The 14,972-nt window shown below is 62.5% G+C and carries 17 protein-coding genes; 9 read left to right on the top strand and 8 right to left on the bottom strand.

Translation table 11 applies throughout. The features are described 5' to 3' along the window. Positions 1-44 precede the first annotated feature (44 nt). Positions 45-635, top strand: a complete 591-nt coding sequence (locus FF124_RS08285) for a YiaD family glycine zipper/OmpA-like lipoprotein (RefSeq protein ID WP_187326867.1) — start codon at positions 45-47, stop codon at positions 633-635. A 142-nt stretch (positions 636-777) separates the two neighbouring features. After that, entirely contained in the window at positions 778-1,428 is a 651-nt protein-coding gene (locus FF124_RS08280) for a YiaD family glycine zipper/OmpA-like lipoprotein (RefSeq protein ID WP_138748022.1), read from the top strand. Between the two features lie 81 nt (positions 1,429-1,509). Here the strand turns inward: FF124_RS08280 and FF124_RS08275 are convergent, their stop codons facing one another. Beyond that, on the bottom strand, positions 1,510-1,779 hold the full coding sequence (locus FF124_RS08275; protein ID WP_246072300.1) for a hypothetical protein: 270 nt from the start codon (positions 1,777-1,779) through the stop codon (positions 1,510-1,512). A 211-nt stretch (positions 1,780-1,990) separates the two neighbouring features. Next, on the bottom strand, positions 1,991-3,442 hold the full coding sequence (locus FF124_RS08270; protein WP_138748021.1) for a D-alanyl-D-alanine carboxypeptidase: 1,452 nt from the start codon (positions 3,440-3,442) through the stop codon (positions 1,991-1,993). Positions 3,443-3,711: 269 nt separating this feature from the next. Here FF124_RS08270 and FF124_RS08265 point away from each other — a divergent pair, with 269 nt between their 5' ends. Both FF124_RS08265 and FF124_RS08260 read left to right on the top strand, forming a co-directional pair. After that, positions 3,712-4,440 carry a rhomboid family intramembrane serine protease gene (locus FF124_RS08265; RefSeq protein ID WP_138748020.1) on the top strand — a complete coding sequence of 243 codons (729 nt, stop codon included), beginning with the start codon at positions 3,712-3,714 and terminating at the stop codon, positions 4,438-4,440. Between the two features lie 127 nt (positions 4,441-4,567). Further along, entirely contained in the window at positions 4,568-5,002 is a 435-nt protein-coding gene (locus FF124_RS08260) for a CBS domain-containing protein (protein WP_138748019.1), read from the top strand. A 3-nt stretch (positions 5,003-5,005) separates the two neighbouring features. Here FF124_RS08260 and hisI read toward each other — a convergent pair whose 3' ends face one another. Further along, on the bottom strand, positions 5,006-5,452 hold the full coding sequence (gene hisI / locus FF124_RS08255; protein WP_138748018.1) for a phosphoribosyl-AMP cyclohydrolase: 447 nt from the start codon (positions 5,450-5,452) through the stop codon (positions 5,006-5,008). Between the two features lie 167 nt (positions 5,453-5,619). Between hisI and FF124_RS08250 the strand changes: the two genes are divergently transcribed. Together FF124_RS08250 and yidD are read left to right on the top strand one after the other, a co-directional pair. Continuing rightward, positions 5,620-6,081 carry an iron-sulfur cluster assembly scaffold protein gene (locus FF124_RS08250; RefSeq protein WP_138748017.1) on the top strand — a complete coding sequence of 154 codons (462 nt, stop codon included), beginning with the start codon at positions 5,620-5,622 and terminating at the stop codon, positions 6,079-6,081. Then, positions 6,074-6,430: a membrane protein insertion efficiency factor YidD gene (gene yidD, locus FF124_RS08245; RefSeq protein WP_138748016.1), complete on the top strand. Its 357-nt coding sequence runs from the start codon at positions 6,074-6,076 to the stop codon at positions 6,428-6,430. The genes FF124_RS08250 and yidD overlap by 8 nt, the downstream gene beginning before the upstream one ends. Here yidD and FF124_RS08240 read toward each other — a convergent pair. The 4 genes from FF124_RS08240 to moaA all read right to left on the bottom strand — a co-directional run bounded on the left by FF124_RS08240 (position 6,415) and on the right by moaA (position 9,973). Next, entirely contained in the window at positions 6,415-7,236 is an 822-nt protein-coding gene (locus FF124_RS08240; protein ID WP_138748015.1) for a class I SAM-dependent methyltransferase, read from the bottom strand. The two genes, yidD and FF124_RS08240, sit on opposite strands and share 16 nt — an antisense overlap. Positions 7,237-7,299: 63 nt before the next feature. Then, positions 7,300-7,926 (bottom strand): molybdenum cofactor guanylyltransferase MobA, encoded by a 627-nt coding sequence (gene mobA / locus FF124_RS08235; RefSeq protein WP_138748014.1) that lies wholly within the window; start codon positions 7,924-7,926, stop codon positions 7,300-7,302. Beyond that, positions 7,923-8,885 (bottom strand): DMT family transporter, encoded by a 963-nt coding sequence (locus FF124_RS08230; RefSeq protein ID WP_138748013.1) that lies wholly within the window; start codon positions 8,883-8,885, stop codon positions 7,923-7,925. The genes mobA and FF124_RS08230 overlap by 4 nt, the downstream gene beginning before the upstream one ends. A 95-nt stretch (positions 8,886-8,980) precedes the next feature. Next, entirely contained in the window at positions 8,981-9,973 is a 993-nt protein-coding gene (gene moaA, locus FF124_RS08225; RefSeq protein WP_246072334.1) for a GTP 3',8-cyclase MoaA, read from the bottom strand. A 149-nt stretch (positions 9,974-10,122) separates the two neighbouring features. Between moaA and FF124_RS08220 the strand changes: the two genes are divergently transcribed. Next, positions 10,123-10,494, top strand: coding sequence for a gamma-butyrobetaine hydroxylase family protein (locus FF124_RS08220; protein ID WP_138748011.1), 372 nt, complete (start codon positions 10,123-10,125; stop codon positions 10,492-10,494). 11 nt (positions 10,495-10,505) lie between these two features. Here the strand turns inward: FF124_RS08220 and FF124_RS08215 are convergent, their stop codons facing one another. Next, positions 10,506-11,591 carry an AI-2E family transporter gene (locus tag FF124_RS08215; RefSeq protein ID WP_138748010.1) on the bottom strand — a complete coding sequence of 362 codons (1,086 nt, stop codon included), beginning with the start codon at positions 11,589-11,591 and terminating at the stop codon, positions 10,506-10,508. Positions 11,592-11,709: 118 nt separating this feature from the next. Between FF124_RS08215 and FF124_RS08210 the strand changes: the two genes are divergently transcribed. Continuing rightward, a complete protein-coding gene (locus tag FF124_RS08210; RefSeq protein ID WP_138748009.1) occupies positions 11,710-12,291 on the top strand; it encodes a DUF924 family protein in 582 nt (193 codons plus the stop codon). An 80-nt stretch (positions 12,292-12,371) separates the two neighbouring features. Then, positions 12,372-14,954 carry a mechanosensitive ion channel domain-containing protein gene (locus tag FF124_RS08205; protein ID WP_138748008.1) on the top strand — a complete coding sequence of 861 codons (2,583 nt, stop codon included), beginning with the start codon at positions 12,372-12,374 and terminating at the stop codon, positions 14,952-14,954. The last annotated feature ends 18 nt before the right edge of the window (positions 14,955-14,972 follow it).

Genomic DNA, 14,972 nt, shown 5'->3' with positions numbered 1-14,972 from the left:
TAATGATCGGCGCGTCCGATTCCGATAATCCTGAAGGGGGAAACATGAAAGCCAAGTTACTCACGGCCATCTTCGCAACCGCACTGCTTGCCGGCTGCGCGGCCAACACGCAGAACAGCGTGAATCAGGCGCCCGAGGAAGTATCGGTCACCAATATTTCCGTCAGCGATCCGACGGCCTATATGGACCGCCAGGAAGCCGAGATGCGCCAGCAGCTCGAAGGCGCCGGCGTTACCATCGTGCGCACGCCGAAATATATCGCGCTGGTCTTCGATTCGAGCATCACCTTTGCTACCGACAGCGCCGAGATCGTTCCGTCCTTCGGCCCTTCTCTTTCCGTCGTTGCCGGTCTTCTGCAGAAGTATAACGCCACCGATATCGACGTGAACGGCTATACCGATTCGACCGGTTCGGACGCCTATAACCTCAAGCTCTCGCAGCAGCGCGCCAATGCCGTTGCCGGCGCGCTGATCCAGCGCGGCGTCAGCCCGCAGCGCATCATGCCGGTGGGCTACGGCAAGGCTGATCCGGTGGCATCCAACGACACGGCCGACGGCCGCGCACAAAACCGCCGTGTCGAGATCCGCATCGCGCCCCCGCCGGCGGCGGATCAAATGGCGGCAGCGACCAACTGAGCATCATTGGTCAAGGGATGAAGGCGGTGACCCGGAGGAATATCTTTGCGTCACCGCCGTTCTCGCGCGGCGGCTTTGCCATATCAATGCCGCAATGAGGCGGCTTGAGATTGTTTAAGGCTTTTCTTATTCGAGGGACATCATGCTGAAGAAAATGACCATTGCTGCGGTAAGCGTTGCGTTTCTTGCCGGCTGCACGACCACGGACCCCTATTCGGGACAGACCGTCAACAACAATACCGGAACCGGCGCGCTCGCCGGCGGCGCGCTCGGCGCGCTGGCAGGTCTTGCCGTTGGCGGCGACGCCAAGGGCGCGGCGATCGGCGGCGCGATCGGCGCGATCGCCGGCGGCGGCATTGGCGCCTATATGGACAGCCAGGAACGCGAATTCCGCCAGGCTCTGGCCGGTACCGGCGTTTCGGTTGTCCGCAATGGCGACATGCTGACGCTGATCATGCCGGGCAACGTCACCTTCCCGACGGACGGGTACACGATCCTGCCGAACTTCTACTCGACGCTGAATGCGGTTTCGACGGTGCTGCGCAAATATGACCGCACCGCGGTCAATGTGAACGGCTATACGGATTCGACCGGTTCGGTCGAGTATAACCAGAGACTGTCGCAGGACCGCGCCAACAGCGTCGGCAACTATCTGGTTCAGTCGGGCGTCAGTGCCAATCGCATCTCCGCCGTTGGCTTCGGACCGTCCAACCCGATCGCATCCAATGCGACGCCGGAAGGCCGGGCGCAGAACCGGCGCGTCGAGATCCAGATCTCCGCCGTCAAGATGTGACGCAGGCCCTGAAAGGCTTGCCGAAACGACAAAAGGCGCCGCGCGGCGCCTTTTTTTCATGCCTGTCCCCGAAAGAAACCGTCAGCGCAGTCTGAGGTTGACCGGCGCGCGTCCGTCGCGGTCGGCGCGGATATAGAGGTGAATGCGGGCTGAGGGCTGGACGGCGCGGGCTGCACGGTCTCCCTGGCTTGTCAGGAGACCGACAAGCTCCCTGGCCTTGTAGCGGCCCTGGAAACGCGCATATTCGGCCAGTTTCTGGGCGGCCTCGTGGAGCGGGTTGAAACCGCTGCGGCGGGCGGTTGCGGGTTCGATATTGCCTGACATCATGCCGGAACGCTGTTTCCTGTTCACTTCAATCCCCATCGCTACGCAGGACAGATAATGGGCTTTTCCATGGCGCCGAAAGCTATTGCGTTTCTTGCTTTCCGAAACCTTACCGAAGAGGCTAGCGGATAAATCTTTCGAAACCCTTTACGCAAAAACGCCGGCCTGCGATGCGGACCGGCGTTTTATTCAGGCTTTCTGTTCCGGTGCATCGAAGCACCGGCTTTTAACTTCGGATTTACTGCAGGCTTGCCCAGCAGCTCACGCCGTTGCGCTTCAACGCGCGGCAGGCCTTGACCGCCTCTTCCTGGTCGGGGAAGCCGCCGAAGCGGGCGCGGTAGATCTCCTGGCCGCCATTGTTATAGGCAAGGGCGAAGGGCTGCGACTTGTCCAGCGCGCCGCCGGCCTTGCCCTGTGTGCGGGTCAAAAGCGCGCGGGCGCCCTCGGCGGTTGCGGCGGTGCCGACCTGGACGACCCAGCCGCGCGGCTGGCTGATCGAGGCCGTCTTGATCGAGGTATCGGGCGCGCTTTCCGAGGCCTGGGCCGCGGGAATGATCGCATCGCCGACGGCATCGGCGACAGTGTCGGCCGTTTGCAGCACGTCCTCGACGCTCAGCCCCTCGTCATTGTCGGCCGGACGGCGTTCGCTCGGCAGGGGAACGTTGGAGACGAGCTCGGCCTGGACGCCGGTGAGACCCGCCGAAGCGGCCGGCGCGGCGTTGTCGTTTGCCGCATAGGCGAGCGCGACGCCGCCGTCAGCCGCCGGACGCGGGTAAGGGATCGGGCCCTTGTCCGGGAACACCATGGTGTCGGAACGGGCGATGACGAAATTGCCGCCGCGGCCGTTGGATGCCTTGGGCAGATAGGTCGTTACCAGACGCGTTGCCCACTGGTTGCGGCTTGCCCCGGTCGCGCCGCCCATGACGACGGCAACGATGGAGCGGTTGCCGGAAACGGCGGAGGTGGCGAGATTGTACCCCGAAGCGTTGGTATAGCCGGTCTTGATGCCGTCGACGCCCTTCACCTGGCCGAGAAGACGATTGTGGTTGCCGATATTGTACTTGCCGTATTTGAAATTGCGCGTGCCGAAATAGTGGTAATATTCCGGGAAATGCTGGCGCAGCGCGATGCCGAGACGGGCCTGGTCGCGAGCCGTGGTTTTCTGTGCGCTGTTGGGCAGGCCATGAGCATTGCGATAGGTCGTGCGCGTCATGCCGAGGGCATGCGCCTTGTTGGTCATCATCGCGGCGAAATTGCTCTCCGATCCGCCGAGATATTCGCCGACCGCGGTGGCGACGTCATTGGCCGAGCGGGTGATGAGCGCGTAGATCGCGGTTTCGACCGTCACGCTGCCGCCGGCGGGAATGCCGAGCTTGGTCGGCGGCTCCGCTGCCGCGTTCTTGGAAAACGGTATCTTGGTGTTGAGCGTGACCCGGCCCTCGTCGAGCGCTTCAAACAGCATGTAGAGGGTCATCATCTTGGTCAGCGACGCCGGATAGCGCGGCGCGTCCGGCGCCTCGCTGTAGAGAACTTTTCCGGTATTGGCGTCAATCACGATGGCCGCGTCGTTGGAATCGGCGCGGGCCTCGTTAACGGGTAGGCCGGTGAGGAGGGTCATGAGTGCCGCGAAAACCATCACGGCATTGAGGAACCGGCTCAAACGGAAGCGGCGGTTTGCCTGTCTCTGCATTCGAAAAACTCTTGCGAAATCTGGCGGTTGTTGTTTCCTGGCGAAGCCGTGCCGGCATGATACCGGCCGCGTTCATCCATTACTAGGCTGTGGCGAAATCTGATCAAATCGCGGTTAATATTCGTTTAAGTAACCGCAGCGGCATCGTTTTTTCCTGTTTTCCCGGCCCGGCGCGCCGCCGCTTATCCGTTGCGCCTTCTGCCATGCCCGGCGGCGCTTTTCAAACATGTTCCGATCGGATAATCAGAAGCCGAACAGGAGCAAATGCCATGCGCACACCGCGAACCGGCGGCGACCCCTTCCAGCCCCAGAGGCGCGAGCCGCCGATCAACCTTCCGCCGGTCGTGCTGGCGGCTCTTGCCGTGCTGTTTGCGGTCTTTCTGCTGCAGGAATTCGTTCTCGGCTATGCGACCAACATGGCGATATGGCAGGAGTTCGGCTTCATGCCGATGCGCTATGCTCGTCCGTTGTCCGGACAGGACCTCGCCTGGCTGTGGTCGCCGTTTACCTATTCGCTTCTCCACGGCGGCTGGAGCCATATCATCTTCAACGCGATCTGGCTGGCGATCTTCGGCGCGCCGGTCGCCAAAAGGCTTGGGCCGGTGCGGTTTCTTCTCCTATGGGCGACAAGCGCTGCCGCCTCCGCCTTCTTCTTCGCGCTCACGGATTGGGGGGCGGCAACCGTGCTGATCGGCGCGTCCGGCGTGGTGTCGGCCTATATGGGCGCGGCCTGCCGTTTCGTCTTTGCCGGCGGACGGTTCCTTCCGCAGGCGCATCTCGGCCCCAGGCTTTCGATCGGCGCGGTCTTTGCCGATCCGACGGCGCGCGCCTTCGTCCTGGTCTGGCTCGTCGGCAATCTGCTCGTCGCCGTCGGCGTCAGTTTCATCGGCGTCAGCGCGGCCGACATTGCCTGGCAGGCCCATGTCGGCGGCTTCCTGTTCGGCTTCCTGGCTTTTCCGCTGTTCGACGTGAAGACGCCGCGCACGCTGATTTTCTAGCGGTTCGGGCAAGGAGCGGACCGCACGGTTTTCTTGCAATCGCCCAAATCCTCATGCACCATATTCGTCCGCGCAGCGCCCTGGAGGAGGGATGCGCAGAAGGTGCCGGAAACACGAGGAGGTTTTGATGGCGATCACTGTCAGGATGATACTGGACGAGAAGGGCAGGGCGGTCGTGACCGCGCCGGCGACGACGTCAATTTCCGAGGTGGCGGTGATCCTCCACCAGAACCGTATCGGCGCCGTGGTGATCGCCGACGAGGGCGACAGGATCGCCGGCATCTTCACCGAGCGCGACCTCGCCGCCGCCGTCGGCAAGCACGGCGCGCGCGCTCTGACAGCGCCCGTCTCCCAGGAGATGACAGACAATGTCTACCGCTGCGATGAGGGCACCACCGTCAATGAACTGATGGAGGTGATGACCAAAAGGCACTTTCGCCATGTTCCGGTCGAGGTTGACGGCAAGCTTGCCGGCATCATCTCGATCGGCGATGTGGTCAAGTCGCGCATCCGCGAGGTCGAGCAGGAGGCCGAGCACATCAAGTCCTATATCGCCGGCTGAGCCTTACTTGCCGTAGACCGCCTTCGGATCGAAGGCCCTGTGGTCGTCGATGCTTTCGAGCATGGCCGCGCCGTCGGCGATCGTCACCTGCCGGTAGAAGCAGGAACGCCGGCCGGTGTGGCAGGCCGCGTCATGGCCTGTCATTGAAACCTTCAGCAGGACCGCATCCTGGTCGCAGTCAGCCAGCACCTGTTCCACCTTCTGCAGGTTGCCGGAGGTCTCGCCCTTCTTCCAGATCGTGTCGCGCGAGCGGCTGTAATAATGGGCAAAGCCGGTCTCGAGCGTCAGCGACAGGGCCTCGGCGTTCATGTGGGCGAGCATCAGCACGGCATTGTCGCGGACATCGGTGACGATGGCGGTGACGAGCCCCTTGTCATCGAAACGCGGCGTGAAGACGGCGGCCTCGTCGAGCAGGGCCTTGTCCTGCGGCGGCTTTGCGAATTGCGGCATGGTCTTTCCTGTCGTTGCCGGACCTGTTTCTTCCGGCGTTGATAGACCGGGCGCTTGCGCTTGGCAATGCGTCGGGGCTTGCCGCAGCCTTGCCGAAATCCCATGTTTTCCTGTAATCAGTCAGTTCCGGCCCGCCTTTTCCGAAAAGGGTCCCACGGAAAGCGAAGATGGACGATATCTATTCCGCACGCATCCTGAGCCATGCCGGCAATGTCACCCGACTGGGTGTCCTTGGCGATGCAGATGCCAGCGCTGCGGCCCACTCGAAATTATGCGGCTCGCGGCTGACGGTCTATGTGAAGCTCGCGGACGGGGCTGTCAGCGATTTTTCCCACGAGGTAAAGGCCTGCGCGCTCGGCCAGGCCTCTTCTGCGATCATGGCCGCCTCAGTCATCGGCGCGAGGCCCGACGAGATCCGCTTGGCGCGCGGCGCGATGCTGGCGATGCTGAAGGACGGCGGCGAGGGCCCCGGCGGACGGTTCGCGGAAATGCGCTGTCTGCTGCCGGTCAGAGATTATCCCGCGCGACACGGCTCGGTGATGCTGACCTTCGATGCTCTGGTGAAGGCGCTTGATGAACTGGATGCCGCCGCGCCGGAACAGCAGAAGGCCGTCCGAAGCGATGTGTGAGCGCCATGGCGGGAAAAAGCCGTCTTCACGCAACTGGCAGGGGCCGTTTCGCAAGACGCCCGGTCGCCTGTTCGGGCTTGGCTTCATCCGCTTTTATCAGCTGACATTCTCCAGCCTGATCGGCCAATCCTGCCGGCATCTGCCAACCTGTTCTGAATATGGCTATGAGGCAATCGCCCGCCACGGGCTCTGGGCCGGCGGCTTCCTGACGCTCTTTCGCGTCGGGCGTTGCGGCCCGGGCGGCACCCATGGCTTCGATCCCGTGCCCGAGACGCTGGACCCCGACTGGCGCTGGTACACGCCGTGGCGCTATTTTCATGCCGGACGGCGTTCTCATGCTTCGCAGTAGCGGGCAATCACCAGATAGCCCGGCGTCGGCTTTCCGTTTTCGAAGCGAACATTGATGTCGGTGACGTCGACCGTCCGGAAACCGGCCTTTTCCAGGCTCTCCGTCAGATACGTACGGCCGTGTGCGAAACGGTGATGCGGGGCGACCATGTAGTCGCGTCCGGCCAACACGTCATCGGGCAGGGTTTCCGCGGAAAAGGCGAGGATGCCGCCGCCGGCCATGCTTTTCGCCGCGCCTGAGAAAAACGCGTCAAGCGTGCCGAGATAGGGCAGCACGTCGGCGGCAATGATCAGGTCGAACGCCTCCTCGCCGTCATCGTGGAGAAATTCCTCGGCTTCCGCGACGAACAACGTGTCGTAAAGCTCCTTCTCATAGGCGATCTCGACCATTTTCTCTGAAATATCGAGGCCGGTGATATCGCCCGCCATATCGCCGAGCGCGCTGGCCCCAAGCCCTGTGCCGCAGCCAAGATCGAGCATGCGTTCGAACGGCCCGATTTCCAGCGCCTGGAAGCGCTGGCGCATGATCATCGGCACGCAATAGCCGAGCTGGTCGACGAGAATGTCCTCGAAATCCTCGGCATGCTGGTCGAACAGGGTCTCGACATAGGCGTCCGGCGCCTTTTTCGGCGCTTCGCCGAAGCCCATCGCGGCAAGACGCACGGCAGCGCCACCATGATCGTCGGGATCGATCGCCAGCACTTCGCGGTAGACCTCTGCCGCCTCGGCGAACTTGCCCGCCTTTTCGAGCGCAAGCGCCCGGTTATAGGCCTCTGCCAGTCTTTCCTCGTCGATCTTGCGTGCCATTGCGGTCATCCCGTTGAATATCCGCCATGCTCTATGCCGGGATCGATCGCGGCGCAACAGCGATCAGCCGTCGGTGATCCGTTTTGCAACTCTGCGCGCGGCGTCGAGATCATCCGGCGTGTTGATGTTGAAGAACGGATCGACGGCGCCCTCCTTCGTCGAAATCAACGGGAAATCGACGCCAAGGCATGGATGGCCCGCAACGAAATCCATCAGTCGCCGGTTGGAGCCCGAGGCAAGCCAGTTCGAAAGCGCCTCGCGCAGGGCAAGCGGCCAGAGGGCGAAGACCGGATGGGCGCGACCTTGGGAGTGGGCAAGCACGATCACGTTGGGCGCGGGTCTGGCGCCGGACAGGCGCTCGACGAGATCAGCCGGGAAAAACGGCGTGTCGACGGCGAGCGAAACCATATGCGTGGCCTTAGAGCCCTGCGCGGCGAGGTGACCAAGGCCCGCAAGAATGCCGGCAAGCGGACCTTCGTGCCCGGTCCCGGCGTCGCGGATGACGGTGGCGTCAGGCAGACCGGCAAGCTCATCGCCATGCCGGCTGATGAGAACCGGGTGTGCCTGCGTCTTGATTCGGCGCTGCGCCCGCGCGAGGAGGGGTTCGCCCTCAAGCGTCAGTATCGCCTTGTCCGTGCCCATGCGCCGCGAGGCGCCGCCGGCGAGGATGACGGCGGGAAACGGCGTCATTTTCTCTCCTTCAGCATGTCTTCCTCCGCCCTGACGATCGGTCCGCCGCCTTCGGAGGCGACAGGCTGACCGGTTTCGGCAAGCGGCTCCAGCCCCTTCTTGCGCTCCCTGTAGAAGGAGTAGAGCCCGGCGGCAACAATGATCACGCCGCCGACAAGCACGTTCATGTCCGGATAGGTCCGGAACAGGAGGATACCCAGAAGCGTCGCCCATAGCAGCCCGGCATAGCGGAACGGCGCGATGTAGGAGATATCGGCAAGTCGCACGGCAAAGACGACGAACTGGTAGCCGGACAAGAGGAAGATGGCGGCGAGCACGAGCTTCAGCATGATCGGCCAGCTCATCATGCTCCAATCCTGCTCGAGCGTGCCGAGAACCGCGCCGCCGATCGTCAGGAGAACGGCGGTTGCCAGCGTGATGATGATGGCCGGAACGTCGGATCTGATCGTCTTGGTCAGAAGGTCCCTGGCTGAGGCCGCGAGCATGGCGACCACGGCATAGCCCGCGCCCTGCTGGAAACCGTCCGGACCGGGCTGGATGATGATCATCACGCCAATAAAGCCGACGATGATGGCGCTCCAGCGCCGCCAGCCGACCGGCTCTTTCATGAAAAGCGCCGCGCCCAGCGTCACGGCGAGCGGCAGGCACTGTATGATCGAGGCGGCATTGGCGAGCGGCATTTGTTTCAGCGCCTGGAGAAAGGCGACGGCGGCAACCAGTTCGCACAGGCTGCGCACGATCACGCGCCGGTCGGAGACCGCGCCAATGCGAGAAAGCGCGCGGCTGCGCCAGGCGATCAGCACCGTGAAAACGGTGAGGATGATACCCCGGACGAACATGATCTGACCGAGACCGATTTCCTCGGTCAGCAGTTTTGCGGTCGCGTCAGTCAGGGAAAATCCGGCCATCGCCGCGATCATAAAGGCGGCGCCGGTAACATTGGAGGATGTGCGCATCATTGGTCTCGTTATCTTATGTCTTGTTCATATAGACGATCAACGAGACTGAGAAGTGATCTGTGTCACTTGGCTGTCCGGTATCCGGACGGCAGGGATCAGCCGCCGGTCATGCTCATGTGGCGGGCGACGGCAACGCGCGAACGGGTTTCATCGAGTTCGAAATCATGCGCTTCCGGCTTCCTGGCGATGGCAGCGTCGATCGCGCGATGCAGCACGGCGTCGTCATTCGGGTTGTCGCGCAACACCTTGCGGAAATCGGCATTGTCGTCATGGCCGAGACAGAGATAGAGCATGCCGGTGCAGGTCAGCCGCACGCGGTTGCAGGCCGCGCAGAAATTATGCGACAGCGGCGTGATGAAGCCGAGCTTGCCGCCGGTCTCGGCAACCGTGACGAAGCGCGCGGGGCCGCCGGTGGTCAGAGGATTATCGGTGAGGGTGAAACGCTCCGCAAGATCGCGACGGACCTTGCTCAGCGGCAGGTATTGGGAGGAGCGGTCGGTGTCGACCTCGCCGAGCGGCATCGCCTCGATCAGCGTCAGGTCCATGCCGTTTCCATGGGCAAAGCGCAGGAGCTCGGGTATTTCGTGCTCGTTGAAGCCGGCAAGCGCAACGGCATTGAGCTTGACCTTGAGGCCTGCCTTTCGAGCGGCTTCCAGCCCGGCTATCACCTTGTCGAAATCGCCCCAGCGGGTGATCTCGCGAAACTTTTGCGGGTCGAGCGTGTCGAGCGAGACGTTGATGCGCCGCACGCCGGCGGCATAGAGATCGTCGGCAAAGCGTGAAAGCTGCGAGCCGTTGGTGGTCAGCGTCAGCTCGTCAAGCGCGCCTTCATCGATGCGCTGACCAAGATTGCGGATAAGCTGCATCACATTCTTGCGCATCAGCGGCTCGCCGCCGGTCAGGCGAAGTTTCCTGACGCCCTTGTCGATGAAGGCGTTGCAGAGCCGTTCCAGTTCTTCCAGCGTCAGCAGGTCGCGTTTCGGCAGGAAGGTCATGTTCTCCGCCATGCAATAGGTGCAGCGGAAATCGCAGCGATCCGTAACCGATACGCGCAAATAGGTGATCTGCCGGCCGAAGGGGTCGATCATCGGCGTTGGCTGGCCTGCCACGGGCTGTCTGTCTAGGATGTGCTGGTTCACCGAGTTCTCCTTGACCGGAAGATGGAACAGGCCTTGGCAAGCGTCAAGTGAAGTGCGAAACACAGCCGCGTGATTTTCAGGAACCGTCAGGACCAGCAATGACAGCAGCGCCAACCGAAATCCGCGTCTCTCGCGACCGCCGGACGCTGACAGTCTCTTTCGACGATGGGGCGCGGTTTTCGCTTCCCGCCGAAATGCTGCGCGTGCTCTCGCCCTCGGCCGAGGTCAAGGGGCACGGCCCCGGACAAGCGGTGACGGTGCCGGGCAAGCGCAATGTGGAGATCATGACGGTCGCGCCCGCCGGCAATTACGCGATCCGCATCGGCTTTGACGACATGCACGACAGCGGCATCTATACTTGGACCTATCTGCGGGAACTCGGCGAGGACGGCGCGCGGATGTTTGCCGATTACGAGGCCGAGCTTGCCGAAAAGGGCATGACTCGCGACAGGGCAGAGCGCCCGCGCTGACGGCTCCGGCGCTATTCGCCGGGAGAGGGCAGGCTCAGTTTGCGGCGGGCCTTCTGCTTGCGCGGCCCTCCGCCGAGGATATCGGCCACCCATTTGAGCGAGGGAATGTTCTCGCACACCGTCAGAAGCGCGATCGTGATCGGCACGCCGAGGAAGGTGCCGAACAGGCCCCACATGAAGGTCCAGAAGAAGATCGAGAAGACCACGACGAAGGGCGAGATGGACAGCGTCGACCCGGAGACCATCGGCTCCACGTAATTGCCGATGATGAACTGGATCAGGTTGAGGCAGACGAACAGCGCCAGCGCCGTCTCCCAGTGCTCGAACTGGATCACGCCGTAGAGCGAGGGAAAGACGGTGGCAATCACCGAGCCGATGAAGGGAATGTAGTTGAGCGCGAAGGCGATGACGCCCCATTCCACCGGGAAGTCGAGACCCGTCAGCGTCGCCGAGCTCCAGAACAGAACGCCGGTCATAGCGCTCATCTGTGTGCGCACCAGCATGTAGCGACCGAATTTCTTGGCCGTCGCATCGGCGATGCGGATGGCGGCGGAGGCGAACTCCGGCTTGGAAAGGGCCGCGATCTTGTGGCGGAGCTTGTCCACCTCGGTGAGGCCGAGGACCACATAGGCAAGCACCACGAGCCAGAAGCTCAGCGTCGTGCTCGCCTGTCCTGTCACTTGTCGCACGGTGCGTGCGATCAGGCCGACATTGAAGATGTCGTTGAGCGAGCTTGCGACGGAAAAGCCCTTTTCCCCCAGCCAGGCGACCGCATCCTGGTAAGCGGCCTGGAGCTGCCATGCCGCATCGACGAAGGAGGTCGCCATGCGGGAGAAGCCCCAGATGACCAGCGTTGCGAAAATGACGAAAACGACGATGGTGCTGATGACGGTAACCGCAAGGGCCAGAAGCGGCGGCATCACTTTCTGCAGGGCATTCTTGATCGGCCAGGTGACGGCGATGATGAAGAGTGCAAGCGCTACGGGTTTCAAGAACCCGCCCGCCCAGCGGATCGCGATCAGGAGCACGATGACGAATATCAGGGATGTGACGACGGTGACGCCGCGTCGCGAGCCCGTTGGCCCAGTTTCAGACATTCGTGTCTCTTAAAATGACTAGCTTGAGCGGATGTGACTGAAAATGTATCGTTCCTGTCAGTCATACGCAAGCGCGCCCATGCGCTGCCACACGCGATTGTGCGCGGGAAGGAAAGTCATGAGTGAGTTCATCGAATCCGTCGTCGGCCCCGATCAGGTGCTTTCCTTCTGGTTTGACGAACTGACGCCGAAGGACTGGTTCCAGCCGGACGATGTCGCCGCCCTCGACAACGCCATCCTCTACCGCTTCTTTGCAACGCACAGGGCGCTCGCGCGCGATGTCGGCGCCCCCTGGCGGGCCACGCCGGAGGCCCAGCTCGCCGCCGTGATCGTGCTCGACCAGTTTCCCCGCAACATCTATCGCGCAACGCCGATGGCCTTTGCCACCGACATGCTGGCCCTGAGGGAGGCGAAGCTCGCGATTGCCAGCGGCGCGCATGAAAAGGTCGCCGAAAACCGTCGGGCATTCTTCTTCATGCCGTTCGAACATTCCGAAAACCTGGCCGATCAGGACCGTTCCGTGGCGCTTTTCGCCGCGCTCGGCAATGAAGAATTCTCCTCATATGCAGAAAGCCATCGGGAGGTGATTGCCCGCTTCGGCCGCTTTCCCCATCGCAACCCGATCCTGAAGCGCCGGTCGACCCGCGCGGAACTTGCCTATCTCGCAGGCGATGAAAATACCGGCTGGGGTCAGAAATAGGCGTGCAATTGCCATCAAAACGGCGCGATTTGACGGTGGATGGCGCATCTGCCGGGGTTTGCCAACAGGAAAGGGAACGGATGCAGCGGGTTGAGGCGAGAGGCGTTTTCCGGTTTGTCCTGGTGTTGGCGGCGCTCTTTTGCGTCCTGTCCGGCGCGCCCGCCTTTGCCCAGCAAACGCAGCCTGCGGGCCAATCCGCGTCAACCGGCACGGGACAGCGGCCGAATGACGCGGTGACGACGACAAGCGATCCTTTCATCGCCGAGACGGCGACCGCGCTCGACAATTATGCCAATGCGCTTTCCGCCGTTTCAGACGCTGTCGACAGGGGGACCAACGACGACGGCGCACTCTCTAGGCTTCAGGTCCAGGTCGATCAACTGCAAACCGAGCTTTCCAAGACCGAAAGCGCCATACAAGCGCGGCTCTCCGACGTGCGCTCGCAGCTTTCCGAACTCGGCAGCGCGCCGGGTCCGGGCGAAGCGCCGGAGCCGGACGTGACGACGCAGGAACGCAACGCGCTTCTGGCCGAGCGTTCAGAACTCAATGCACTCGCCGACAGGGTGAGCAAGCTTGGAACCTCGGCCGAGGAGACCTCCGACAGGGTATCCGAGATCCGCCGCGAGCAATTCGCCCGCGCCTTGTTCAAGCATACCGATCTGCAGGAGCTGTTCTCGACCGATTTCGGGGCTCTCTGGCGCCAGCAGTTCGATACGTTCAGGGCATCTTATGGCGGCTGGCTGAGTTTTATCTGGCAGTCGAAGCGCATCCAGTTCATCGTCGCCAACCTGCTCTCGATCTTTGCCGCGGCCTTTGCCTATCGGCTCTCCACGCGATTTGTCGAACGCACGAAGCTGGATCTTCAGATGGAGGAGCCGGATTATGTGATCCGGTTGCTGGCCGCCTTCTGGACGACGATGATCCCTTGCCTGGCGCTCTTCGCCTTTCTCACCGTGTCCTATGTCCTGTTTGTCGGCATGGGGATTTTCCTGCCCGACGTCGAGCGCTTCGTCCTGCAGGCCTATATATCAGGCGCGATCATCTTCTTCGTGTTTCTGCTGTCGCGCAATGTGCTGACGCCGGGGCGGCCGCAATGGCGGCTTATGCCCATCGGCAACGCCGCCTCGCGCAACCTGATGCTGGCCTTCACGGCAATGGCCCTGATCAACTGGGGCGATATCCTGATCGGCGTGCTGAACGAGACGCTGGATGCCGGCGTCCAGATCGATGTCCTGCGCAGCCTGATCTCGTCTGTTCTGATCGGCGCCATCCTCGTGGCCGTTTCCTTCATTCGCCCGCGCGTCCAGGTCGAGGCGGACAAGAAGCGCACGCGCACCATCGCGCTCCTGTTCCCCTCGGCCATCGCCTTTTCCGCCCGCGTGGTCGGGTTGTTTGTCATGCTTTGCGCGCTGGTCGGTTACGTCGCCCTTGCCCGTTTCGCCGCCAAGCAGGTGGTGCTGACGGGTGCGGTGCTGATCACCATGTATATCGGCATGCTCGTCGGCCAGGCGGTCTCGCAGGCCGGCAGCATTGCCCGCACCAGTTTCGGCAAGCGCTTCGTCGAGCGCTTCCAGCTTTCCGCCGTGCGGGCCGATCAGCTTTCGCTTCTGGGCGGGCTGTTGATCTATGCGCTGACCCTGATGATCGGCATTCCTCTGGTGCTTCTGTCCTGGGGCGTGCGCTATGAGGAGATGCGGCTTTGGGCCACCAACAACCTCACCTCCGTCAGCATCGGCTCGATCACGATTTCGCTTGGCGGCATTCTGATCGGCGTTCTTCTGTTTGTCGGCGGCTTCCTGGCGACGCGCTGGTTCCAGGGCTGGTTCGACAACAATGTGCTGTTGCGCTCGCGTGCGGATGCCGGCGTCCGCAACTCGGTCAAGACCGGGATCAGCTATCTCGGCATCGTGTTGGCGAGCCTGCTTGCGATTTCGGCGGCCGGCGTCAACCTTTCCAGCCTGGCGCTGGTGGCGTCTGCCCTATCCATCGGCATCGGCTTCGGCCTGCAGACGATCGTCTCCAATTTCGTCTCTGGTCTCATTCTCCTGGTCGAGCGGCCCTTCAAGGTCGGCGACTGGATCGTGTCGGGGACGACGGAAGGTTTCGTCAAGCGCATCTCGGTGCGCGCCACCGAGATCGAGACCTTTCAGCGCCAGTCGATCATCGTGCCGAATTCCGAACTGATCAACGCCTCCGTCGGCAACTGGATGCACCACAACCAGATGGGCCGTTCCGAGGTGGCCGTCGGCGTTTCCTATGACAGCGACCCGCGCAAGGTGATGGATATCCTGATGGAGATCGGCACCTCGCACCCGCTGGTGCTGCAGAATCCCGAGCCGATGGTGATCTTCATGGGGTTCGGCGAATCGACGCTCGATTTCGAGGTGCGCGTCTATCTCGCCGATGTGTTCAACGGCATTGCCGTGCGCAATGATATCCGCGTGGCCATCTTCGAGCGCTTCAAGGACGAGGGCATCACCATCCCCTATCCGCAGCGCGACCTGCATATCATTCCGCAGAAGGAACGGCGCGACGAGTTGGCGGATTCGATCCGCAAGCACACGAAGAAGGCGGCCCCGGCGGAACAGGCCGAGCCGCAGGCCGAGGTCCGGCCGATGTTCGACCATCCCGATGCCGGCAATGACGACAGCGGCGAGCGGTAAGCAAATCGAGCCGCGTCG

The organism is Martelella lutilitoris, assembly GCF_005924265.1.
Taxonomy (GTDB): domain Bacteria; phylum Pseudomonadota; class Alphaproteobacteria; order Rhizobiales; family Rhizobiaceae; genus Martelella; species Martelella lutilitoris.
Note: the sequence above shows the minus strand (reverse complement) of the source record. Positions and strands in the feature narration are given on the sequence as shown.